Raw genomic sequence first — 20,439 nt, 5'->3', positions numbered from 1 at the left:
TAAATGGGTTCTTGAAAATCATATAATTTCCACGCTAAATTGACATAAAAATATAATTCAGAGGATTCGTCCTGAATGCGCTTTTGGCTTCTTTTCATCACAGCATTGTTTTTGGCGGGCTGCAGCAGCCATCGTGCTCCTGCGCCAAATGCCCGCTTGTCGGATTCTATCGCCGTTATCGCCGGGCTTAATGACCAGCTACAAACCTGGCATGGCACACCCTATCGTTATGGCGGCATGAGCCGTAGCGGAGTGGATTGTTCTGGATTTGTATTGATGACAATGCGCGATAAATTCGATCTGCAACTTCCGCGTGATACGCGCACGCAATCAAAGATTGGTACCGAAATTGATAAAGATGATTTGCTGCCCGGCGATCTGGTGTTCTTTAAAACCGGTTCTGGGGAAAGCGGTCTGCATGTCGGAATTTACGATACCAATAATCAATTTATTCATGCCTCAACCAGCCGTGGTGTGATGCGCTCGTCACTGGACAACGTTTACTGGCGCAAAAACTTTTGGCAGGCGCGACGTATTTAATCCTCATCAGTCACGAGGCTGCCTACGGCTGAGCAGCCTCGACATTTCCATTTGTTAGTAACTTCTTATTTCTGCCGCCAGCCGGACAATACCCCTGAACATTAAGAGCGTATCTTGCTAAAAATATGATTTATTCCGAGATATTAAAAAGTGCAAAGCTGGATATTCGCTTATAATCAGGATAAGCTAAAAAAAAGGGATTCGATTTACTGGCTATAAAGGGAAAAATGAAAGGGCCTCTACTTGCATCAGCAATAACGTATTTCTCCATCCTTTGCTACAGGATGCCGGATAACACCTATGCAGAGGGGCTGGCACGATGATTGTTTCAATGGATACTCTTTACCATTCAGAGTTCTCTTTTCTCCCTGCGAGAAACGAAAAAGGCGATCTTGAATACGTAGATATCATTACCAGTTTTGCCAGTGCGCAGGGGGATGTGCGTATACCCACCGAGCTGGTCCTACCTCGGATGTCGGACGAAGAGCAATGTCGGTTATTTACCGAAAAGCTTGAATTAATCGAAACGTGCCAACATTTTTTTATTCAACGAAAGGTTTCTGCCTGGATTAATTTAACGCCGGCAATTGCTAATACTTTATTATCAGATGCTAAATTTGCTTCACAAGTTGAACGATTGTCATTTCTGGAACTGGCTATTAATGAAAACTATCAAGAGTTAAATAATGGAAAAGCGAATCCAACGCTGGCAGCACTGGCGGCGCGATTTCCATTAGTACTGACAAACTATGGTGCTGGCGGCATATCAAACCGGGCAATTTTTGATGGGCTGTTCAAACGCGTCGTGCTCGATAAAAACTTTGTTCAACAAAGGATTACACATATTTCGTTTGAGCCATTTATGCGGGCTATCCTGGCACAGCTATTTCCCAGCAGTGAGTCAATTATCATTAGCGGTATTGATACACCCGAGATGTTAGCGCGCGTACTGCCTCTGGGATTCAGCGCCATGCAGGGCGCGCTGTGGCCTGCTGTGCCCCCCGCGCAGATAATTTCGCTCGCGAAGATATAACCCTCATATTTGCTGGTGTTTAACAGGCTTTTAACCGTCTACACTAGAGACAGGAGGCCCTATGACCCTGTCTTTTACCACCCGCTGGCGTGATGAATTACCAGCAACCTATACAGCACTTTCACCCACTCCCCTGAAAAACGCGCGCCTGATCTGGCATAACGATGCGCTGGCGGAGCAATTAGCTATTCCAGAGACACTATTTGATATTCCAACCGGAGCCGGTGTTTGGGGCGGTGAATCGTTGCTTCCCGGGATGTCGCCATTAGCGCAAGTTTATAGCGGACATCAGTTTAGCGTCTGGGCGGGCCAGCTTGGCGATGGACGCGGGATCCTGTTGGGCGAACAACAGCTCGCTGACGGCTCAACGTGTGACTGGCACCTGAAAGGCGCCGGACTTACGCCTTATTCCCGTATGGGGGATGGTCGCGCCGTATTGCGCTCGACAATTCGCGAAAGCCTGGCCAGTGAAGCGATGCATTACCTGGGAATACCGACCACGCGGGCATTGTCGATTGTTACCAGCGACACGCCGGTGTATCGCGAAACGGTAGAATCAGGGGCGATGCTCATGCGCGTGGCGCAAAGCCATATGCGCTTTGGCCATTTTGAGCATTTTTACTATCGCCGCGAGCCGGAAAAAGTGCGCCAGTTGGCTGACTTTGCGATTCGCTATTATTGGCCGCAATGGCAGGAAGAAGCCGATAAGTATCAGCTGTGGTTTAACGATGTTGTCACGCGGACTGCGACGTTAATCGCGGACTGGCAGGCGGTAGGATTTGCGCATGGTGTCATGAACACCGACAACATGTCGATTCTGGGACTGACGATGGATTACGGTCCATTCGGTTTCCTTGATGACTACGTGCCCGATTTTATCTGCAACCACTCAGACAACCAGGGTCGATACAGTTTCGATAATCAACCGGCCGCGGCGCTTTGGAACCTGCAACGTCTGGCGCAAACTCTGTCGCCATTTATCCCGGTCGAGGCGCTTAATGATGCGCTGGACAGTTATCAACTGGCGCTGTTAACACGCTACGGTCAGCGGATGCGACAAAAGCTTGGCTTCTTTAGCGAGCAAAAAAACGATAACGAACTGCTTAGTGAACTGTTTAACCTGATGGCGCGGGAAAGAAGCGACTATACGCGAACGTTTCGCATGCTCAGTCAGACGGAACAACACAGCGCGCAATCCCCGCTGCGCGATGAGTTTATCGATCGCGCAGCGTTTGACGATTGGTTCACGCGGTATCGCTCACGCCTGCAGCAAGACAACATTGCCGACGCAGACAGACAAACGCAGATGAAGGCGGCTAATCCGGCGATGGTATTGCGTAACTGGTTGGCGCAACGGGCGATTAATCAGGCAGAGCAGGGGGATTACGCCGAGCTGCATCGGTTACACGAGGCGTTGCGTACCCCATTTGTCGATCGTGATGATGACTATGTCAGCCGTCCACCTGACTGGGGCAAACGGCTGGAAGTGAGCTGTTCAAGCTAAGGGGCCAGAAACACCTGTGGGGATCCGTTGGCCGGATGCTGGCCAACGTGTACCTGCGCGCCATACCAGCGTTTCAGGTCATCGGCCTGTAACACGGCCTCAGGCGTTCCCTGCGACACCAGCCTGCCGTTGTGCAGCAACACTATTCTGTCTGCCCACAGTGCGGCGAGATTCAGATCGTGAAGCACAATGCACACATGCAGCTCTTGTGAAGCGGTAAGCGTCTTCAGCAAGCGCAACAGATGCTGCTGGTGGTAAAGATCCAGCGCAGAGGTCGGTTCATCAAGGAATAACCAGCCGCGAGGCGCGCCGTCGCACCAAAGTTGCGCCAGTGCACGGGCTAACTGTACTCGCTGTTGTTCGCCGCCGGAAAGCCCGGCGTATTGCCGGCCCGCCAGCGGTGTACATCCGGTCATTTCCATCACCTGAGCGATAAGTCGAGGTTCCGACCGCGAGGTCCAGGGCGCACGCCCCATCGCGATGACGGCCTCTACCGGCCAGTCAAATCCCAGTTGTGTTTGCTGGCGCATCACCGCCCGATGCCGCGACAGTGTCTGGGTATGCCATTCATCCAGCGGTTTACCCGCCAGCACGCAACGCCCTGTAGCCGGTTTCAGAAAACCGGTCAGCAGGCGCAGCAGAGTGGATTTCCCCGCACCGTTTGGGCCGATGAGCGCCACCAGTTCACCTTTTTCGAGAGCAAGAGAGACGTCGTCAATCACCGCTCTGCCCGCGACGCGATAGTGAAGCCCTTCAGCGATGAAATGTTCAGCCATGCGGTCCTCGCTGACGAAAAATAAGCCATAAAAACCACGGTGCGCCAAGAAGACTGGTTAGCAAACCGACCGGCATTTCCGCAGGTGCAACCGCCGTACGGGCCAGCGTGTCGGCTATCAGCAATAAAAATGCGCCCGCCAGCACGGAACCTGGAATAACGGCCCGATGGTCTGAGCCGAGCCACATGCGCATCAGATGCGGGATAACCAGCCCGATAAAGCCAATTACGCCGCTTACCGCCACGGCTGCGGCAACCAGCAATGCGCTACAAAATAGCAAAACACGCTGAACGGTACGCACATCTACGCCGAGGTAATGCGCCTCTTCCTCACCTAACTGCAGCAGGTTCAGCGCCGGTGCCAGACGCCAAATGATCAGCACCGTCGGGACAGTCAATGAAGTGACAGCCAGCAGCGTGGACCATTGCGCGGCCCCCAGACTGCCCATCCCCCATAGCGACAGCTGGCGCAGTTGCGCGTCATTACTGACCCACGACAGAACGCCAACTGCCGCCCCGCACAGCGCGTTGATGGCAATACCGACCAACAGCAGACGTGAGAGTGAAGCGTCGCGTTGTTGGCTAAGGATAAAAATAACCACCGTTGCCGTCAGCGCACCGAGAAAAGCGGCCAGCATGGGGGCGTACAGCATCAACAGCGCAGGCAAAGAGACCGGCAGCACTACCCACAGGGCGACGGCGCAGGCGGCTCCGCTGCTTATCCCCAGTAATCCCGGATCGGCAAGCGGGTTGCGAAACAGGCCCTGCATCACGCAGCCCGCGAGCGCCAGAGAACCGCCAATCACCAGCGCCAGCAGGACGCGGGGCAGGCGAATGGTGAGCCAGATTTGACGCAGTGCCTCATCACCATCACGCCACAGCAAACTTACCGGCAGGCGCAACGCGCCAAAACCGGTAGCCATGATTGTCATCACGACCAACATGAGTGCGAGTGTCCATAAAGAACAACGGATACGTCGCGACATCAGGGCAATTGCTCTGCTTTAGCGCGAAGCTGCAAAATGGCCTGCGGGGTGCGTACGCTAAAGCCGAGCAGCGCCATATCGTCAACCTGCAATACCTGTTTATTCCGTCCGGCAGGCGTCTGCGCCAGGCCCGGCAGCGCCCACAGGTTATCTTCGCCACCCATCGCCTTAACGCCGTCCTGTGAAATCACCACCAGATCGGGTTGGCTGGCAATGACACCTTCCTGCGACAGCGGCTGATAGCGGTTAACACCCTGCATTGCGTTGCGCAAACCGGCGGCACGAATAGCCGCATCGGCTGCGGTTTGCTGGCCCGCTGCCATCGCGGTCATCCCGCCATGATTGAGAATAAACAACACTCGTTTGTTAAGTTCAGATGACGGCAACGCCGCCAGTTCCTGACGTAAGCGGGTGCGCAGCGTTTCGCCATCGGCCTCCCTATGGGTGGCTTCGGCGATGACGCGAATTTTTTCATCAATCACATTAAGCGCGTTGCTTGCCGGGATCGTCACAACCCTGACGTTGCTCTGTTCGAGCTGTTTTAGCGCCAGAGAGGGCTGCGCCTGCGCGCTGGCAAGGACCAGCGTAGGACGGGTGGCAAGGATCCCTTCGGCGTTGAGTTGGCGCAAATAACCGACATCAGGTAGGGCGTTTGCTGCTTCAGGCCACTGGCTGGTGCTGTCTCGCGCCACAAGGGAAGACTGTGCTCCCAGTGCGTATACAATCTCGGTGACATCGCCACCGAGAGCAACAACCCGTTCCCTGGACGCAGCCAGCGCTACGATGGGCAGTAGCGCAATCAGGACCAGCAGTTTTTTCATGCGGCCAGCCCCTTCGGCGTCAGTGCGTCAATTTGCGCGCGCCATTGCGTCTGCTCTGGTTCGCCTTCCGTTCGTTGACCATATAACTGGGCGATTTGCGTGCCGTCGGCAGCAAACAGTTCCAGGCTGGTGACGTGGCCATCGGCGGTCGGTTTGCGCGTTACCCATGTTTCTGCCACGCTCTCTTCCAGCAGATGTAAGGTAAATGTCGGGTTGAATATATTCAGCCAGCCTTTCATCGGCACCAGTTTTTCTATCACACCGGTAAAAATCTGTACGCAGCCACGATTACCCACAAAGACCATAATTTCATTGCCATCCTGGCGCGCGGTGTCGAGTAACTGCGCCAATGCGCTATTTGCGACTTTACAGGCCAGATCGTCGCCCACCAGGTTAAACGCCTGTTGGCGGGTGAGGTCGTGGCGTTTCAGCAGACCGAAGAACTGGTGTACATCGGTCATGGCTCGCCACTCTTGATCAACGGTCTGCGCATCGACCGTGACGGTGGCTGGAGCAGAAGGGGGGGCGGGTTGCAGCGCCAGAGGCGGGTTTTCAGCGAAGATGAAACGGGTCAGCAACGCAGCCCATTCCTCAATGAGGGTATTCTGTGTGGCATAGACCTTGAGCAGCGCATCCCCCTGATGGTCAAAGAACTGAATGCTCTGACGCTCGCCGTGGGCGGTTGTTTCGCTGATATGGAACACGCTTGCCCACTGATTGAGGAACAGGCGCAGGTCGAGGGCGCGCGGATTGAGTACCAGTCCGGCATGACCGTTCAGGTGCTGATTGGTAAACGCACCAACCTGCTCATGCACCGCATATTCGTTGCGGCATATACATTTGGTTTCGCCGACGGCTTCCAGTGCGCCGAGGATTTCACGCACTTCGCCACGTAAGCGCCAGGCGTCATGACCGACGCGCGCGAAGGTCAGTTCGGCTTCGCTAATATTCATCAATCCCGCAATATCACGTGCGTATTTGCCAGGATTTTCTTTCTTCAGTTCCAGCCAGCGTGTGTAATGATTCATTGTCTCTTCCTTCCAGATTGCTGCCCCCGGCGAACCGGGGAAAAGTGATTACCACTGATAACTCACGAAAATTTTGCCATTACGACCATCCTGCGGAATGCCCTGCGGCGACCAGTACTCTTTGTCGAAGGCGTTGCCCAGTACCAGCGTGGTGGTCATGCCTTTCAGCGCTTGTTGGCCCTGATAACTCACGTAGAAATCGTTTACCGCATAACCGGGCTGTTTCGTGTAGCTGCTGCTGATATGCGTTGAACGGTCAGCAAATGTACCTATCCAGCCAACGGAGAAACCGCTGTGCGCAACCGGTACGTTCAGTTTGCTGGTGACGGTATCCGGGTTAATGCTGGAAATGTATTCGCCGGTGTCTGTATCTTTGCCGCGCGTACGGTTATAGGCCATGTCGAGGCTGAACAGATCGGCGGAATATTTCGCCATCACGTCCCAGCCCCAGATTTTGGCGTTGGGTACGTTATAGGACATGGTTGTCGCGGCGGCGAAGTCGACGCTGGTAGAGATGTAATCTTTCGCTTTGGTGTCGAAATAGCTGGCTTTAAATTCGAGCGCATCGCTCGCCATCAACAGATCGTCAAAGCGCAGGCCAAATCCGTATTCCTGGGTTTCGTTGGTTTCCGGGCGTAGGTTAGGGTTCGGCACCCAGTAGTTGGTGTAAAAACGGCCAATCGAGAAGTGTTTCGCATCGTTATACATCTCGCCCATGGTCGGCGCACGGAAGGCCTGAGCGTATGATCCGAACAGCATCAGCCAGTCGGTTGGCGCAACGGTGAGCCCGGCGCGGGACGACCATTTATCGGCATCGACATCTTCATAGCCGTCGCTGCTGCCACGATAAGAGTCATAACGGGTACCGCCCAGCAGCGTAACCGGCAGGTCGCGCAGGGTGATTTCATCTTGTAGCCAACCGGAGCTGAAATCGATTTTTGCCTCCGGGAAACCGGTGGTTGCGCCGCCTGGCTGTTGTTCCTGACGATAGTATTCCCCGCCGTAGGTCAGCAAATGAGATGCTAAAGAGTCGGTAAACAGGCGGCTGCGGTTGTCGATTGTGCCGCCTTTGGTGGTTTGTTTGCGAAACTCGCCGGTGTTATCCGTGTTTTGCGCATTAATGCGTGCTTCGGACCAGTAGATGCGGGCATCCGCGTTCAACCAGTCATTGTCTGCTGGAGCAATCGAGTAGGTCAGTTGCGCGTCGCGCTGGATGGTTGAGCGATCGGTCATCGGGTTGCTGGTGGCATCCGCTGCGCTGGTTTGCGGGTTTTTAGGTTCACGGGCGTCATTGTTGTAGTAACGCAGCGAGCCGGCCAGCGTCTGGGCGCTGTCAATTTTCCAGCTGCCTTTCGCCAGCATATTGTTAATCGCTTCGTCGTTTGGTGCCGTAGTACCGTCGCTCTGGCGCAAATCACCGCGATCGCGACTGGACCAGGCAAGCAGTCCGTCCAGCGTATCGGTGCGACCAAACGCGCTGGCGCCCATACCGAGGCTGTGATCGCCGGTTGCCGCGGTACCGAACACGCGATAACCGCTGTTTTGTCCGGCTTCCAGCAGATCTTTGGCATCCGCAGTGTCATAGGCGATCACTCCACCTAACGCGCCGCTACCGTACAGCAGTGCAGAAGGGCCACGGACGACCTCGATGCGTTTGATCAGCGCCGGATCGAGGAAGGTACTGTTCAGGTGTCCGGTGTCGGTTCCCTGACGAACGCCATCAACCAGCACCAGAACGCCACGTCGATCGTAGCCGCGCAGATTCACGTCCTGGCCGTTAGTGCGACCGGTGCCGTCAAGGGTCAGGCCCGGAACCGTACGCAACAGGTCGGCTGCTGAGCTGGCGGTCTGGTTTTCCGGCGCGGTGGCATCAATCACGCTGACCATCATCGGCGCTTCAAAAGCACTACGGGCATTGCCGGTAGCGGTGACGGTCATATCTTCTACCGCCGCATACGCGACGGTGGGCAGGTTACTGATAATCGCCAGCGCCAAGAGCGAAGGGCGCAAGGATGCAGTGTGCAGGTGTGGCATAGCAACTCTCCATTAGGAAATCGAAAAGCGCTGGCTGCCTGGGTATTACCTGGGTGGCTGGCGAAAAGTGGTGTTTATTTGGTCAGAATGAGTTTTCCGGCTTGTGTCTGGCGCAGCAAATAGAGCTGACCATCGTGTTCTATGATCACGCGCCCCTCTTTGCCCAGCAGACTTTTACTGTCAATTCGGCGCTCGTTTGGCGCGACGGCAGGCGGTGTTTTTTCTTTTGCGGGCGTTGTTGTGTTATCCATACGTGAATAGTTTTTAAAAATAACAATCAATTTAACAATGATAATCATTATCATCAAACTGCAAAATTGCGGCAAGCCTTTTTGTGAAATAATTGTGACGAGAATAGATTTTGTACAATAAGGAGGGGGAAAACAAAGGATTAGCACCGGGCAACGTGATGTTACCCGGCGAACAGCATTAAAAACGGCTATCAACCGCAGAGGCGAGTTTTTCAACCAGCAGTTCAGTATCTTCCCAGTTCAGGCACGGGTCGGTAATGGACTGGCCGTAAACCAGCGGCTGGCCGCTAACGATTTTTTGCGTACCTTCACGCAGGAAACTCTCCGCCATAATCCCGGCAATCGCCGTCGAACCATTGCGAATTTGCTGGCACACATCATCACAAACGTCCAACTGACGACGATGCTGCTTCTGGCAATTGCCATGGCTAAAATCGACCACCAGATGTTCAGGCAGGGAAAATTCGTGCAGGGTATCGCAGGCGGCGGCAATATCTTCAGCATAATAATTCGGCTTTTTACCGCCGCGCATGATGATATGCCCGTAAGGATTACCGCTGGTCTGATAAATGGTCATCTGGCCGGTTTTATCCGGAGAGAGGAACATATGGCTGGCACGGGAGGCGCGAATCGCATCGACGGCAATACGCGTATTGCCATCCGTACCGTTTTTAAAGCCGACCGGGCAGGAAAGCGCAGAGGCCATTTCACGGTGGATCTGGCTTTCGGTGGTGCGTGCGCCAATGGCTCCCCAACTGATTAAATCGGCAATAAACTGACCGGTCACCATGTCGAGGAATTCTGTTGCCGTGGGTACGCCCAGTTCATTGACCTGCAACAGCAGTTTACGCGCCAGTTCAATGCCGTGGTTCACGCGGTAGCTGCCGTTTAAATCCGGGTCGGAAATTAAGCCTTTCCAGCCCACTACGGTGCGCGGTTTTTCAAAATAAGTGCGCATCACGATTTCCAGACGCGCCTGATGTTTTTCGCGCAGCGCCTGTAAACGCGTCGCGTATTCCATGGCGGCATCAAGATCGTGAATCGAGCAGGGACCTACGATCACCAGTAAACGAGCGTCTTCACCATTTAATATTTTTTCTATCCGGCGTCGGGAGTCCGTAACATGACGGGCGACGGAGGACGAAACAGGATGCCGTTGCGCAAGCTCTGCTGGAGTGACCAGGTTGTCAATACGCGCAGTACGGAGTTCATCGGTTCTGTTCATTACTTGTCTCAGAAATTTGTTGCTTCAACGGCAGGACTACCGGGAAGTGATGTATATCACAATATCATACTCATCCTGCCTGGTGGCGAGCATAATAACAAAAAATCGAACCAATGCACTAGCATTCTAGTACATGCGGCGATTCAGCCCCATGATGTCGAGGATCTTGGTAGCAATCTCTTCTACCGAATAATTGGTACTGTTCAGCCATGGGATCTGGTTTTTCCGGTATAGCGCTTCCACCTCAGCAACCTCCATCCGGCACTGGCGCATCGAGGCGTAACGGCTGTTTTCCCGGCGCTCTTCGCGGATGGCCGCCAGGCGCTCAGGGTCAATGGTCAGGCCGAACAATTTATGCTGTAACGGCTTCAGGGACGCTGGCAGCACCAGATTATCCATATCATCGGCAATAAAGGGGTAGTTGGCCGCGCGAATGCCAAACTGCATGGCCAGATACAAACTGGTCGGGGTTTTACCGCAACGGGAAACGCCAAGCAGGATCACCTGCGCCTGATCGAGGTTGCGCAACGAAATGCCGTCGTCATGGGCGAGGGTATAATCAATGGCGGCAATGCGCGCGTCGTACTTGTTAAGGTTGCCGGGGTTCAGGCCGTGGGTACGATGGGCGATCGGCGTAGGATCGAGCTTCATCTCTTGCTGCAGTGGGGCAACCAACGCCTGCACGATATCCTGACAAAATCCTTCGCTTTGCAAAATGATCGAGCGAATTTCCGGCAAAACGATAGAGTAAAACACCAAAGGGCGCACGCCAGTTTGTTGATAGATCGCGTCAATCTGGTCTTTAACCGCTCGCGCACGACTCTCATTTTCCACAAACGGCAGCGTAATGCTGCTGATCGTAACCGGAAATTGCGACATTACCGCGTGGCCCAATACCTCGGCGGTGATGGCCGTACCATCAGAAATATAAAATACGTGACGATCAACAGCATTATCCATTTTGCTCATCCTGGGGCTGACATAATTCTCTGAAAGCATAAATTAAAATTCGCCAGAAGCGAATATTGCTGCATCTATTTTGTAAAATGAAACGGTATTTTTATATTTACTGAAAAGTACATTTCATTTTTCGGAACAAATGTTTATACCGGTAGTTTTTGTGGTGATCCCCTGTGGCTCGCGGGTTTGCGCAAATGCGGAAACAATCTGAAAAAATAAAAAATAAAGTTGCTTGAACGATTCACCGTTTTTTTCGCTGAAGTAAATATGCAAAGATAATTACGCAAAATTGAGTTTCCTAACCTCGTTCATATATAAGGATTGTTCGATGTCCAACAATGGCTCGTCACCGCTGGTGCTTTGGTATAACCAACTCGGCATGAATGATGTAGACAGAGTTGGGGGCAAAAATGCCTCCCTGGGTGAAATGATTACTAACCTTTCCGGTATGGGTGTTTCCGTACCGAATGGTTTTGCAACGACCGCCGATGCGTTTAACCAGTTTCTGGACCAGAGCGGTGTAAACCAGCGCATTTATGAGCTGCTGGATAAAACGGATATTGACGATGTCACCGAGCTTGCGAAAGCCGGCGCACAGATCCGCCAGTGGATTATCGACACTCCTTTCCAGCCGGAGCTGGAAAATGCCGTCCGCGATGCCTACGCGCAGCTGTCAGCAGACGATGCCCATGCCTCTTTTGCCGTGCGCTCTTCCGCCACCGCAGAAGATATGCCAGATGCGTCATTTGCCGGTCAGCAGGAAACCTTCCTCAACGTCCAGGGATTTGATGCCGTACTGGTTGCTATCAAACACGTCTTTGCCTCGCTGTTTAACGACCGTGCAATCTCTTATCGCGTTCACCAGGGTTATGACCATCGTGGCGTGGCGCTCTCTGCTGGCGTTCAGCGGATGGTGCGCTCAGACCTCGCGTCTTCCGGCGTAATGTTCTCCATCGATACCGAATCCGGTTTCGATCAGGTGGTGTTCATCACTTCCGCATGGGGCCTGGGCGAGATGGTCGTGCAGGGTGCCGTTAACCCGGATGAATTCTACGTGCACAAACCGACTCTGGCGGCAAACCGTCCGGCGATCGTCCGTCGCACAATGGGTTCGAAAAAAATCCGCATGGTCTACGCGCCAACCCAGGAACACGGCAAGCAGGTGACGATTGAAGATGTACCGCAGGAGCAGCGCGACATTTTCTCCCTGACCAACGCAGAAGTGCAGGAGCTGGCGAAGCAGGCGGTACAGATCGAGAAGCACTACGGTCGTCCGATGGACATCGAATGGGCGAAAGACGGTCATACCGGCAAACTGTTCATTGTGCAGGCGCGTCCGGAAACTGTGCGCTCGCGCGGCCAGGTGATGGAGCGTTATACGCTGCATGCTCAGGGTAAAATTATTGCTGAAGGTCGTGCTATCGGTCACCGCATTGGCGCGGGTCCGGTCAAAGTCATTCAGGACATCAGCGAAATGAACCGTATCGAACCTGGCGACGTCCTGGTTACCGACATGACCGACCCGGACTGGGAACCGATCATGAAGAAAGCGGCGGCGATTGTCACCAACCGTGGCGGTCGTACCTGCCATGCGGCGATCATTGCCCGTGAACTGGGGATCCCGGCCGTTGTTGGCTGTGGTGATGCCACCGAGCGTATGAAGGACGGTGAGAAAGTCACAGTCTCCTGCGCCGAGGGTGATACCGGTTATGTTTATGCTGAGATGCTCGACTTCAGCGTGAAGAGTTCCAGCGTGGAGACCATGCCGGATCTGCCGTTGAAGGTGATGATGAACGTGGGTAACCCGGACCGGGCTTTCGACTTCGCCTGTCTGCCAAACGAAGGTGTCGGCCTGGCGCGTCTGGAATTTATCATCAACCGCATGATTGGCGTACACCCGCGTGCGTTGCTGGAGTTCGATGACCAGACGCCTGAGCTGCAAAACGAAATCCGCGGCATGATGAAAGGTTTTGATTCCCCGCGTGAATTCTACGTTGGTCGTCTGACGGAAGGGATCGCCACGCTGGGTGCGGCGTTCTATCCAAAACGCGTTATCGTGCGTATGTCAGACTTTAAGTCCAACGAATATGCCAACCTCGTCGGCGGTGAGCGTTATGAGCCGCATGAAGAGAACCCGATGCTGGGCTTCCGCGGGGCGGGCCGTTACATTGCTGATAGCTTCCGCGACTGTTTCGCGCTGGAATGTGACGCAGTGAAACGTGTCCGTAACGATATGGGCCTGACTAACGTAGAAGTGATGGTACCGTTTGTACGTACCGTTGCCCAGGCGAAAGCGGTAGTGGAAGAGCTGGCGCGTCAGGGGCTGAAACGCGGTGAGAACGGACTGAAGATCATCATGATGTGCGAGATCCCATCCAACGCCTTGCTGGCCGAGCAGTTCCTTGAGTACTTTGACGGCTTCTCCATCGGTTCAAACGACATGACGCAGCTGGCGTTGGGACTGGACCGTGACTCTGGTGTGGTTTCTGAACTGTTTGATGAGCGTAACGACGCGGTGAAAGCGCTGCTGTCGATGGCGATTCGTGCAGCCAAGAAACAGGGCAAATACGTGGGTATTTGCGGTCAGGGTCCATCCGATCACGAAGACTTCGCCGCCTGGCTGATGGAAGAGGGGATCGACAGTCTGTCGCTGAACCCGGACACCGTCGTGCAGACCTGGCTGAGCCTGGCTGAACTGAAGAAGTAACATCATGCCGGATGGTGGCGTAAATGCCTTACCCGGCCTACGGTTAGTATGCAACGTAGGCCGGATTAGAGGTGTTAGCATCGCCATCCGGTATTTTACCCTTCAACGCTTTCCACACTCTCCACGCTTAAACGCTGAATGATATCCTGACGCAGCTGGTATTTTTGTACCTTGCCTGACGCCGTGCGCGGTAACGTTTCGACAATGACGATGTGTTCCGGATATTTATACTTTGCCACCCGTTTGCGGCTAAAAAAGGCCACCACTGATTCCAGCGACAGCGAATGATGCGGCGGTTTCAGCACCACATAAGCGCACGACCGTTCACCTAACCGATCGTCTGGCATCGCGACAACGCAGGCATCATGAATGCGCGGATGCTGCAATAAAATATCCTCCACTTCGCGGCTGCTGATGTTTTCCCCACCGCGCACAATAATATCTTTTTTACGCCCGGTAATTTTGATGTATCCCGCTTCGTCCATGCGGCATAAGTCGCCACTGTAATACCAGCCATCTTTATCCAGCGCGCGGGCGGTTAGTTCAGGCTCATCGAGGTAGCCCATAAAAACATTGGGACCACGCGAGGCCTCTTCACCTTCGATCCCTGCAGGCAACGTATTGCGCTCTTCATCGACGACTTTAATTTCAACGCCTGCGGCGGCATATCCATCGGTGTTCATCATGCGTGAAAGTGAATCGTCGAGATTGACCAGCGCATGCGGCGAGCTCTCCGTCGAACCATAGATGCTTAACAATTTAATGCCGCGCTGTTGGCAGTCACGGGCAATCTTTTGCGGAATAGTGGTGCCACCGCATAAGAAAAAACGTAGTGATGTGAGATCACAGGGCCGTTTTTCCAGGCTACACAACATGTCGTAGACGAAGGGGGTTGCACCGAGCACGCAGGTACAGCGTTGTTGCTCGAGCAGTTCAAGACAGGCGCTTGGGGTGAATATATCCAACAATACGCTGCGTGCGCCGATTAAAAACGGCGCGGTAACGCCATGCAAAAAACCGGTAGCGTGTCCCAGTGGGGCGGGCATCAAAAACACATCCTGCCAGGTGAGATTGAGTCGGGCACAGTAGGCGCGTTCGCTGGCAAGGATATTGTTGTGGGTTAACATTACGCCTTTCGGCATTCCCTCTGTCCCGGAGGTAAACAGCACGGCAGCCAGTTCATCGGCGTGAACGTTAATAACCTGGGTTAATGGCGGAGCCTGAAGCAGTTGGCTGAACGCCCGCGAGGCGGTGGCCGGTGCCAGTTTATCTACGGCGACAATCTGTTGCAGATGCGGCAACTGGTTTTGCAAGGGGAGGATCAGATCGACCGGTCGGGTCTGTTTAAACAACGTCGGTGCGAAAAAAATCTTCGCTTTGCATTTGTTCAGTACCCACACCAGTTCCGCTTCGCGCCAGGCAGGCAGCAGTGGTACGGAAACGGCCCCGGTTTTCAGGCAGGCCAGGTAGATAATGGTGAACTCGCACCAGCCAGGCAACTGAAAGGCAATGCGATCGCCGGGTTGGATCCCGCAGGCTACAAACCAGGTTGCCAGACTGCTGGCAGCATCGTCGAGTGCAGCGTAGGTATATGAAGCGCCATGATTATCAACCACGGCGATTTTATCCGGCATGGCTCTGGCGGTTTGGTGCCAGTAATCGCCAAGCGAAGCATCTCCCCATAAACCCAGTTGTCGCCAGGCCTGGCGACGTTCGGCGTTAAACGTAAGTGTGATACTCATGAAGTTATTCCCAGGATTATTTCGGCATACATCTGACCGGATGGCCGGCGCGGCCAATCCGGCGTACAACATGCAAAATCCATTAGCCGTAGCGGAAATCAACGCCAAATGTTCCGAGCGGGTATTCCCATTGTGTGAGGATCGTGTCACCGCACAGCACCCGGCAGGTGCCGCACTCCAGGCAGCCTGCGGAATCAAAATGAATATTTCCACTCTCATCCTGTTTATACAGTCCGGCGGGGCAGGCTTTCAGCAACTTGCGAAATTCATTAAGGTCGGGATGTTCAGCCAGAATGATATGTGGGTGGCCTTCATCAACATTAAATTTATTGACGCCCAGTTTGACGTCGACGTTAACGTTAGTGTCCTGATTCATAGTGCGGTGGCCCCCTTGATGCCGTCTTTCAGTAAGTTCATCAGCCCAATTTGCCTGGCATGGGACATGATCATCTTGCGAACGGGCTGATTTGGGCTTCCGTCGACGGTAAACATATCGTTCATGATATCGGCCACCATGCGGGGATACTGGGTGAACAGGCGCGGGTTTTCCATCAGCGCCGGGATCTTGCGAAAATGCTGCAAATCACGCATCACACAGCCCTGTTCGAGGGCGCGTTTGTAATCCATCAGGCTACTGGCCGAGTAATCCTGGCGCTCTTTTGCTGCAATGGCTGTTTGGGCGGCGGCTTCTGCGGAAGCTATCGCCAAATCCATGCCGCGCACGGTATAACCCAGATTCAGACAGAAACCAGCGGCATCGCCGACGATCATTACCCCGTCATCAACCAGTTTCGGAACCATTGCCAGACCGCCTTCCGGTACCATATGTGCGGAATACTCCAGCAGTTCACCGCCGGCAATCAGCGGACGAATAGTCGGGTGTCGCTTAAAGTCCTCCAGCATTTGCGGAATGCTTTTCGTGGCATGGGCAATATCCCCCAGACCACACACCAGGCCCAGAGAGATGGAATCCTGGTTGGTATACAGAAATCCGCCTCCCATCAGTCCATCAGACGGTGAGCCTGCGAACAGCCAGGCTGCACCTTCGTTGCCTGACAAATTGAACCGATCCGCAATCACCGCTGACGGTAAGCCGATCAGCTCTTTTACGCCAACGGCATAGTGCTGTGCAGAAGAGGGGGGAACCATCCCCAGCGACCGTCCCAGCATAGAATTAACGCCATCGGCAAGGATGACAATATTGGCTTCAAGGATATCGTCCCCGGCTTGCACACCGGTGACCTTATTGCCTTCGCGAATTAGCGCGTCGACGCGCACGCCGGGGATGAACTGCACGCCAGCCTGTTCCGCTTTTTCCATTAGCCATGGGTCAAGCCGGTTGCGCAAAACGGTATAAGAGTCCTGCGCTGGCGCGTTGTCTTTTTCACGATGGAAGTCGAGGGTAACGGCGCTCTCTTCGGTCAGGAAGGAGATTTTTTCGCGGGTGACTTTACGTTCGAGAGGCGCTTCCTGCGCGAATCCGGGCATGATGCGCTCAAGGCTATGCGCGTAGAGTCTCCCGCCGGTCATATTTTTACTGCCCGCACTGTTGCCGCGCTCAATGACCAGTACGTCCAGTCCGGCCCGGGCCATAACGTAACCTGTCATTGTACCCGCTACACCAGCACCGACCACAATGGCATCAAATTTTTCATCTGACATGCTTTATGCTCCTTTCCCGCCGCGAGGGCAGCGGGAGATGTGCGTTAACGGGATTAGCGGCTGAGATGGTCGATAAGGGCCGGAACCACTTTGTAGATGTCGCCCACCAGACCGTAATCGGCGTAATTGAAAATAGGGGCTTTTTTATCTTTGTTGATGGCGACAATGACTTTCGCGCCGTTACCGCCGACCATATGCTGAATTTGTCCTGAGATGCCCAGCGTGAGATACAGGTCTGATTTCAATAACACGCCAGAAACGCCAATGTAGCGTTCGCGTTCCATCCAGTTTTCGCCTTCGGCAATCGGTCGTGAACAACCCACTTCAGCACCCAGCACCGATGCCAGTTGGCGCACCATTTCCAGATCGTTTTGCGCCACCAGACCGCGACCCACACCCACCACGCGCTTAGCTTTGCTGAGATCCACACTGCTCACGGATTTGGCGCGACGCTCCAGGCACATCACTTCATGGTACGGCGCGATGTACGTTGCTGAGACAACCGGGCAGTTGTGCAAGGCGTTTTCCGCGACCGGTTCAAGCTGGCCTGGGGCAAGCGTGATAATCGCCAGCGTACTTTTGATTTTTTCTTTGCCAAATGCCAGACCACCATACATCCGGTGTTCGGCGAACAAAATGCCTGCATCCAGCGTTACCGATGTGGCGTCGTTCACCATCGCTGCGTTGAGCTGAATGCTTAAGCGTGCGCCAAGGGATTTGGCTCGTTTAGTCGCGGACATCAGCAGCAGCCCGGCGTGTTCCTGCATCAGGGCGGCGATGGTCTCAGCGTAATTTTCAACACGCTGTAAACCGGAGGTTGCGTCGAGCACGACTATCTTATCGGCGCCCAGGGCTTGCAACTGATTGGCCTGGTCGCTGCCTTGTACGATAAGGTGTACCTGCTCACCCCACAGGCGAGCGCCGGCCATTAATTCTGCATAGCGTTCTACGTTATCGCTGAACACCCAGACGTTGGCTAATTTACTCATGATGATTTCTCTCCGTTGGGCTTAGTTCAGGGCTTTTTTCAGGTGTTCAGCCAGTTCGGCAATGGCTTCTGCTGAGTCATTTTCCAGAATGATGTGCTGACGTTCGGTTTGCGGCGGCACGGTAAGACTCACCAGCTCCGCTAACGGTGAAGCAGGTATCCAACCAATATCGCTGGCTTGCCACGGGGTGACCGGTTTTTTACCCGCGCCCAGAATCGCCTTCATCGAGGGAATACGCGGTGTGTTGATATCCGACGTCACGCACAGTACGGCGGGGAGCGGCAGATCAATTACTTCGACTTCATCTTCAAGTGTGCGCTCAACCACAAGGCGATCGCCGTTACGTTGGATGCTGCTGACGGCATTAATCACCGGGAGCTGTAATAGTTCGCCAACCAGTAAGCCGACCTGCTGCGCGTAGATATCCCCCGATCCTTCACCGAACAGCATCAGGTCGAAATCCATATTGTTGGCCGCACAGGCCAGCGCCTGAGCGGTATCCCGGGGTAATGAATGCTCCAGTTGTGCATCCTGCACCATATACAAACTGTCCGGCCCGCGGGACAGCACGTCTTTACGCACTTTGGAGTTTTGTAGTAGCGACCCGCCCACCGTTAAGGCGATGATTTCATCACCCTCCGCGCTAAGCTGCGCTGCGGCCTCTATCGCATTTAAGTCAAACTGGCTGATTTTGGCATCGGCCCGGTCAAAGTTAAGCGAGCGCTGTGGGGTAACAACAATGTCCTGTTCTTCAGGCACCAACTTAAAGCAGGTTATTATTTTCATGGCATCTCCAGTGATTCTCGTGTGGATGATGACGTGGTGCGTCATTATCGACAGTAGGGAAAATTGACTGAAAATAGTGTGCGACAGAGGGAGGGCTGTTTTCGACGGGGAAATCTGTTTTCATTGCCAACAATCTTGCAAAAAAAACGTCCCGGGAATGCCTGGTTTATCAGCAATAATCAGACGGTGCGTACCAGAGGAAAAAACGGGAACACAAAGACAGTGAAAATAATTGCGAAATGCGTCATGTTTTTAATCGCCTCTGCGCTGAATTTGTTTCTTATATGTAAATTATTAATGCAGACTTAATAACATTTATTCTTTTTGATTATTATAAAACGCAAATAATCAATGGCAGCAATGTACCAAAGCAAAAGGTGTCATCTTGCAGACGGGGCAAATAATTTTGTTTCGCCGGGAAGGAATAACGTTGTATAACGTCATTATCATTTTTATTTTCTGATATTAATAATCCCAAAATTGCTGCCTTTAGGTGGAGGTTGTCATGTATCAACGCTGCTTTGATAATGCCGTGGAGACCCTTTTTGAACAGGGGAAAACCCCGAGATTCTCGCGATTCGTCATCAGTGATGACCCTAACTGGGAGTCGGGTCATCACGTTCACGATAATGAAACAGAGCTTATTTATGTCAAAAAAGGGGTCGCAAGATTAATTATCGATTCGTCGCTGTATGTCGCGCATGCCGGGGATATCGTGGTGATAGAGCAAGGGCGACTCCATGCGGTTGCTTCGGATAGTAGCGCGCCTGCAACGACTTACACCTGCGCGCTCTACGGTTTTCGTTTCAACGGCTGGCAGGATAATCAGCTATTGCAGATGCACTCGTGTCCGGTGATTAGCGTTACTCAGGGGAAGGAGGTTATTAAGAGTATCTTTAATGAGTTGGGGGTTATGCTCCCCCAGAGCAAAAATAACCTGACATCTTCAGCCTACGACGCTTTTGCTTATGCTCTAACCGTTTTATTTTACGAAAACTTTAAAAATGCCTATCGTTCTGAGCAAGGTTATATTAAAAAAGATGTCTTAATTAAAGATGTGCTGGTTTATTTAAATAATAACTTCCGCGAAAAAATTACTCTCGATCAGTTATCCAAAAAATTCCGGGCCAGCGTGAGTTATATCTGCCATGAATTTACTAAGGAGTATCGAATTTCGCCGATCAATTATGTGATTCAGCGACGAATGACCGAGGCGAAATTTGCCCTGACGAATACGGAAGCTTCGTTAGCGGAAATCTCCTGGCGGGTAGGGTATGAAAATGTCGATCACTTTGCCAAACTCTTTCAGCGGCATGTGGGTTGTACCCCCAGTGATTATCGCAAGCAGTTTAAAAATAATCTGGTTGAGCAGGAATGCTTGATCCCAGAGGTCTGA

The 20,439-nt window shown here is 53.2% G+C and carries 18 protein-coding genes; 5 read left to right on the top strand and 13 right to left on the bottom strand.

The genetic code is table 11. From position 1 onward, the window contains the following. Nucleotides 1–75: 75 nt before the first annotated feature. The 3 genes from O6D90_RS12925 (at nucleotide 76) to selO (ending at nucleotide 3,077) form a co-directional block, all read left to right on the top strand. Complete coding sequence (locus tag O6D90_RS12925; RefSeq protein WP_003832591.1) at nucleotides 76–540, top strand: NlpC/P60 family protein; 465 nt, start codon at nucleotides 76–78, stop codon at nucleotides 538–540. Between the two features lie 319 nt (nucleotides 541–859). Continuing rightward, nucleotides 860–1,573: an EAL domain-containing protein gene (locus tag O6D90_RS12920; RefSeq protein WP_016156343.1), complete on the top strand. Its 714-nt coding sequence runs from the start codon at nucleotides 860–862 to the stop codon at nucleotides 1,571–1,573. Nucleotides 1,574–1,634: 61 nt separating this feature from the next. After that, the gene (selO, locus tag O6D90_RS12915; protein ID WP_271143107.1) at nucleotides 1,635–3,077 is read left to right on the top strand and encodes a protein adenylyltransferase SelO; all 1,443 of its coding nucleotides are present in this window, start codon (nucleotides 1,635–1,637) and stop codon (nucleotides 3,075–3,077) included. On the opposite strand, the gene O6D90_RS12910 is transcribed toward selO, so the two are convergent. The 8 genes from O6D90_RS12910 to ppsR form a co-directional block, all read right to left on the bottom strand. After that, nucleotides 3,074–3,853, bottom strand: a complete 780-nt coding sequence (locus O6D90_RS12910; RefSeq protein WP_016156345.1) for a heme ABC transporter ATP-binding protein — start codon at nucleotides 3,851–3,853, stop codon at nucleotides 3,074–3,076. The two genes, selO and O6D90_RS12910, sit on opposite strands and share 4 nt — an antisense overlap. Beyond that, complete coding sequence (locus O6D90_RS12905) at nucleotides 3,846–4,838, bottom strand: FecCD family ABC transporter permease (protein WP_032931204.1); 993 nt, start codon at nucleotides 4,836–4,838, stop codon at nucleotides 3,846–3,848. The genes O6D90_RS12910 and O6D90_RS12905 overlap by 8 nt, the downstream gene beginning before the upstream one ends. Next, nucleotides 4,838–5,659, bottom strand: a complete 822-nt coding sequence (locus O6D90_RS12900; RefSeq protein ID WP_016156347.1) for a heme/hemin ABC transporter substrate-binding protein — start codon at nucleotides 5,657–5,659, stop codon at nucleotides 4,838–4,840. The genes O6D90_RS12905 and O6D90_RS12900 overlap by 1 nt, the downstream gene beginning before the upstream one ends. Further along, entirely contained in the window at nucleotides 5,656–6,687 is a 1,032-nt protein-coding gene (gene chuS / locus O6D90_RS12895) for a hematinate-forming heme oxygenase ChuS (RefSeq protein ID WP_016152880.1), read from the bottom strand. The genes O6D90_RS12900 and chuS overlap by 4 nt, the downstream gene beginning before the upstream one ends. 48 nt (nucleotides 6,688–6,735) lie before the next feature. After that, the gene (locus O6D90_RS12890; RefSeq protein WP_016156348.1) at nucleotides 6,736–8,721 is read right to left on the bottom strand and encodes a TonB-dependent hemoglobin/transferrin/lactoferrin family receptor; all 1,986 of its coding nucleotides are present in this window, start codon (nucleotides 8,719–8,721) and stop codon (nucleotides 6,736–6,738) included. Between the two features lie 74 nt (nucleotides 8,722–8,795). After that, nucleotides 8,796–9,026, bottom strand: a complete 231-nt coding sequence (hemP, locus tag O6D90_RS12885) for a hemin uptake protein HemP (protein ID WP_016156349.1) — start codon at nucleotides 9,024–9,026, stop codon at nucleotides 8,796–8,798. Nucleotides 9,027–9,150: 124 nt separating this feature from the next. Then, the gene (gene aroH / locus O6D90_RS12880; RefSeq protein ID WP_016152883.1) at nucleotides 9,151–10,197 is read right to left on the bottom strand and encodes a 3-deoxy-7-phosphoheptulonate synthase AroH; all 1,047 of its coding nucleotides are present in this window, start codon (nucleotides 10,195–10,197) and stop codon (nucleotides 9,151–9,153) included. Nucleotides 10,198–10,323: 126 nt separating this feature from the next. After that, nucleotides 10,324–11,157, bottom strand: coding sequence for a posphoenolpyruvate synthetase regulatory kinase/phosphorylase PpsR (ppsR, locus tag O6D90_RS12875; RefSeq protein WP_016152884.1), 834 nt, complete (start codon nucleotides 11,155–11,157; stop codon nucleotides 10,324–10,326). A 328-nt stretch (nucleotides 11,158–11,485) separates the two neighbouring features. On the opposite strand from ppsR, the gene ppsA reads away from it, so the two are divergent. Then, the gene (gene ppsA, locus O6D90_RS12870; RefSeq protein WP_016152885.1) at nucleotides 11,486–13,864 is read left to right on the top strand and encodes a phosphoenolpyruvate synthase; all 2,379 of its coding nucleotides are present in this window, start codon (nucleotides 11,486–11,488) and stop codon (nucleotides 13,862–13,864) included. A gap of 95 nt (nucleotides 13,865–13,959) precedes the next feature. On the opposite strand, the gene fadK is transcribed toward ppsA, so the two are convergent. From fadK to O6D90_RS12845, 5 genes are all read right to left on the bottom strand, one after another. Further along, nucleotides 13,960–15,606, bottom strand: a complete 1,647-nt coding sequence (gene fadK, locus O6D90_RS12865; protein WP_016156350.1) for a medium-chain fatty-acid--CoA ligase — start codon at nucleotides 15,604–15,606, stop codon at nucleotides 13,960–13,962. A gap of 82 nt (nucleotides 15,607–15,688) precedes the next feature. Then, on the bottom strand, nucleotides 15,689–15,982 hold the full coding sequence (locus O6D90_RS12860) for a ferredoxin (RefSeq protein WP_016152887.1): 294 nt from the start codon (nucleotides 15,980–15,982) through the stop codon (nucleotides 15,689–15,691). Further along, nucleotides 15,979–17,268 carry an FAD-dependent oxidoreductase gene (locus O6D90_RS12855; protein WP_016156351.1) on the bottom strand — a complete coding sequence of 430 codons (1,290 nt, stop codon included), beginning with the start codon at nucleotides 17,266–17,268 and terminating at the stop codon, nucleotides 15,979–15,981. Before O6D90_RS12855 ends, O6D90_RS12860 begins: the two co-directional genes overlap by 4 nt. A gap of 53 nt (nucleotides 17,269–17,321) precedes the next feature. Then, nucleotides 17,322–18,257, bottom strand: a complete 936-nt coding sequence (locus O6D90_RS12850; protein ID WP_016156352.1) for an electron transfer flavoprotein subunit alpha — start codon at nucleotides 18,255–18,257, stop codon at nucleotides 17,322–17,324. Nucleotides 18,258–18,278: 21 nt separating this feature from the next. Continuing rightward, on the bottom strand, nucleotides 18,279–19,043 hold the full coding sequence (locus O6D90_RS12845; protein WP_016156353.1) for an electron transfer flavoprotein: 765 nt from the start codon (nucleotides 19,041–19,043) through the stop codon (nucleotides 18,279–18,281). Between the two features lie 505 nt (nucleotides 19,044–19,548). On the opposite strand from O6D90_RS12845, the gene O6D90_RS12840 reads away from it, so the two are divergent. Continuing rightward, complete coding sequence (locus tag O6D90_RS12840; protein ID WP_016156354.1) at nucleotides 19,549–20,439, top strand: AraC family transcriptional regulator; 891 nt, start codon at nucleotides 19,549–19,551, stop codon at nucleotides 20,437–20,439.

It is taken from the genome of Citrobacter sp. 21OH12SH02A-Citro, from assembly GCF_027919895.1.
In the GTDB taxonomy this organism is placed as follows: domain Bacteria; phylum Pseudomonadota; class Gammaproteobacteria; order Enterobacterales; family Enterobacteriaceae; genus Citrobacter; species Citrobacter braakii.
Note: the sequence above shows the minus strand (reverse complement) of the source record. Positions and strands in the feature narration are given on the sequence as shown.

Coding starts and splice junctions, on each gene's coding strand:
- O6D90_RS12925 (WP_003832591.1), top strand. CDS start 76: ATGCGCTTTTGGCTTCTTTTCATCACAGCATTGTTTTTGGCGGGCTGC.
- O6D90_RS12920 (WP_016156343.1), top strand. CDS start 860: ATGATTGTTTCAATGGATACTCTTTACCATTCAGAGTTCTCTTTTCTC.
- selO (WP_271143107.1), top strand. CDS start 1,635: ATGACCCTGTCTTTTACCACCCGCTGGCGTGATGAATTACCAGCAACC.
- O6D90_RS12910 (WP_016156345.1), bottom strand. CDS start 3,853: ATGGCTGAACATTTCATCGCTGAAGGGCTTCACTATCGCGTCGCGGGC.
- O6D90_RS12905 (WP_032931204.1), bottom strand. CDS start 4,838: ATGTCGCGACGTATCCGTTGTTCTTTATGGACACTCGCACTCATGTTG.
- O6D90_RS12900 (WP_016156347.1), bottom strand. CDS start 5,659: ATGAAAAAACTGCTGGTCCTGATTGCGCTACTGCCCATCGTAGCGCTG.
- chuS (WP_016152880.1), bottom strand. CDS start 6,687: ATGAATCATTACACACGCTGGCTGGAACTGAAGAAAGAAAATCCTGGC.
- O6D90_RS12890 (WP_016156348.1), bottom strand. CDS start 8,721: ATGCCACACCTGCACACTGCATCCTTGCGCCCTTCGCTCTTGGCGCTG.
- hemP (WP_016156349.1), bottom strand. CDS start 9,026: ATGATAATGATTATCATTGTTAAATTGATTGTTATTTTTAAAAACTAT.
- aroH (WP_016152883.1), bottom strand. CDS start 10,197: ATGAACAGAACCGATGAACTCCGTACTGCGCGTATTGACAACCTGGTC.
- ppsR (WP_016152884.1), bottom strand. CDS start 11,157: ATGGATAATGCTGTTGATCGTCACGTATTTTATATTTCTGATGGTACG.
- ppsA (WP_016152885.1), top strand. CDS start 11,486: ATGTCCAACAATGGCTCGTCACCGCTGGTGCTTTGGTATAACCAACTC.
- fadK (WP_016156350.1), bottom strand. CDS start 15,606: ATGAGTATCACACTTACGTTTAACGCCGAACGTCGCCAGGCCTGGCGA.
- O6D90_RS12860 (WP_016152887.1), bottom strand. CDS start 15,982: ATGAATCAGGACACTAACGTTAACGTCGACGTCAAACTGGGCGTCAAT.
- O6D90_RS12855 (WP_016156351.1), bottom strand. CDS start 17,268: ATGTCAGATGAAAAATTTGATGCCATTGTGGTCGGTGCTGGTGTAGCG.
- O6D90_RS12850 (WP_016156352.1), bottom strand. CDS start 18,257: ATGAGTAAATTAGCCAACGTCTGGGTGTTCAGCGATAACGTAGAACGC.
- O6D90_RS12845 (WP_016156353.1), bottom strand. CDS start 19,043: ATGAAAATAATAACCTGCTTTAAGTTGGTGCCTGAAGAACAGGACATT.
- O6D90_RS12840 (WP_016156354.1), top strand. CDS start 19,549: ATGTATCAACGCTGCTTTGATAATGCCGTGGAGACCCTTTTTGAACAG.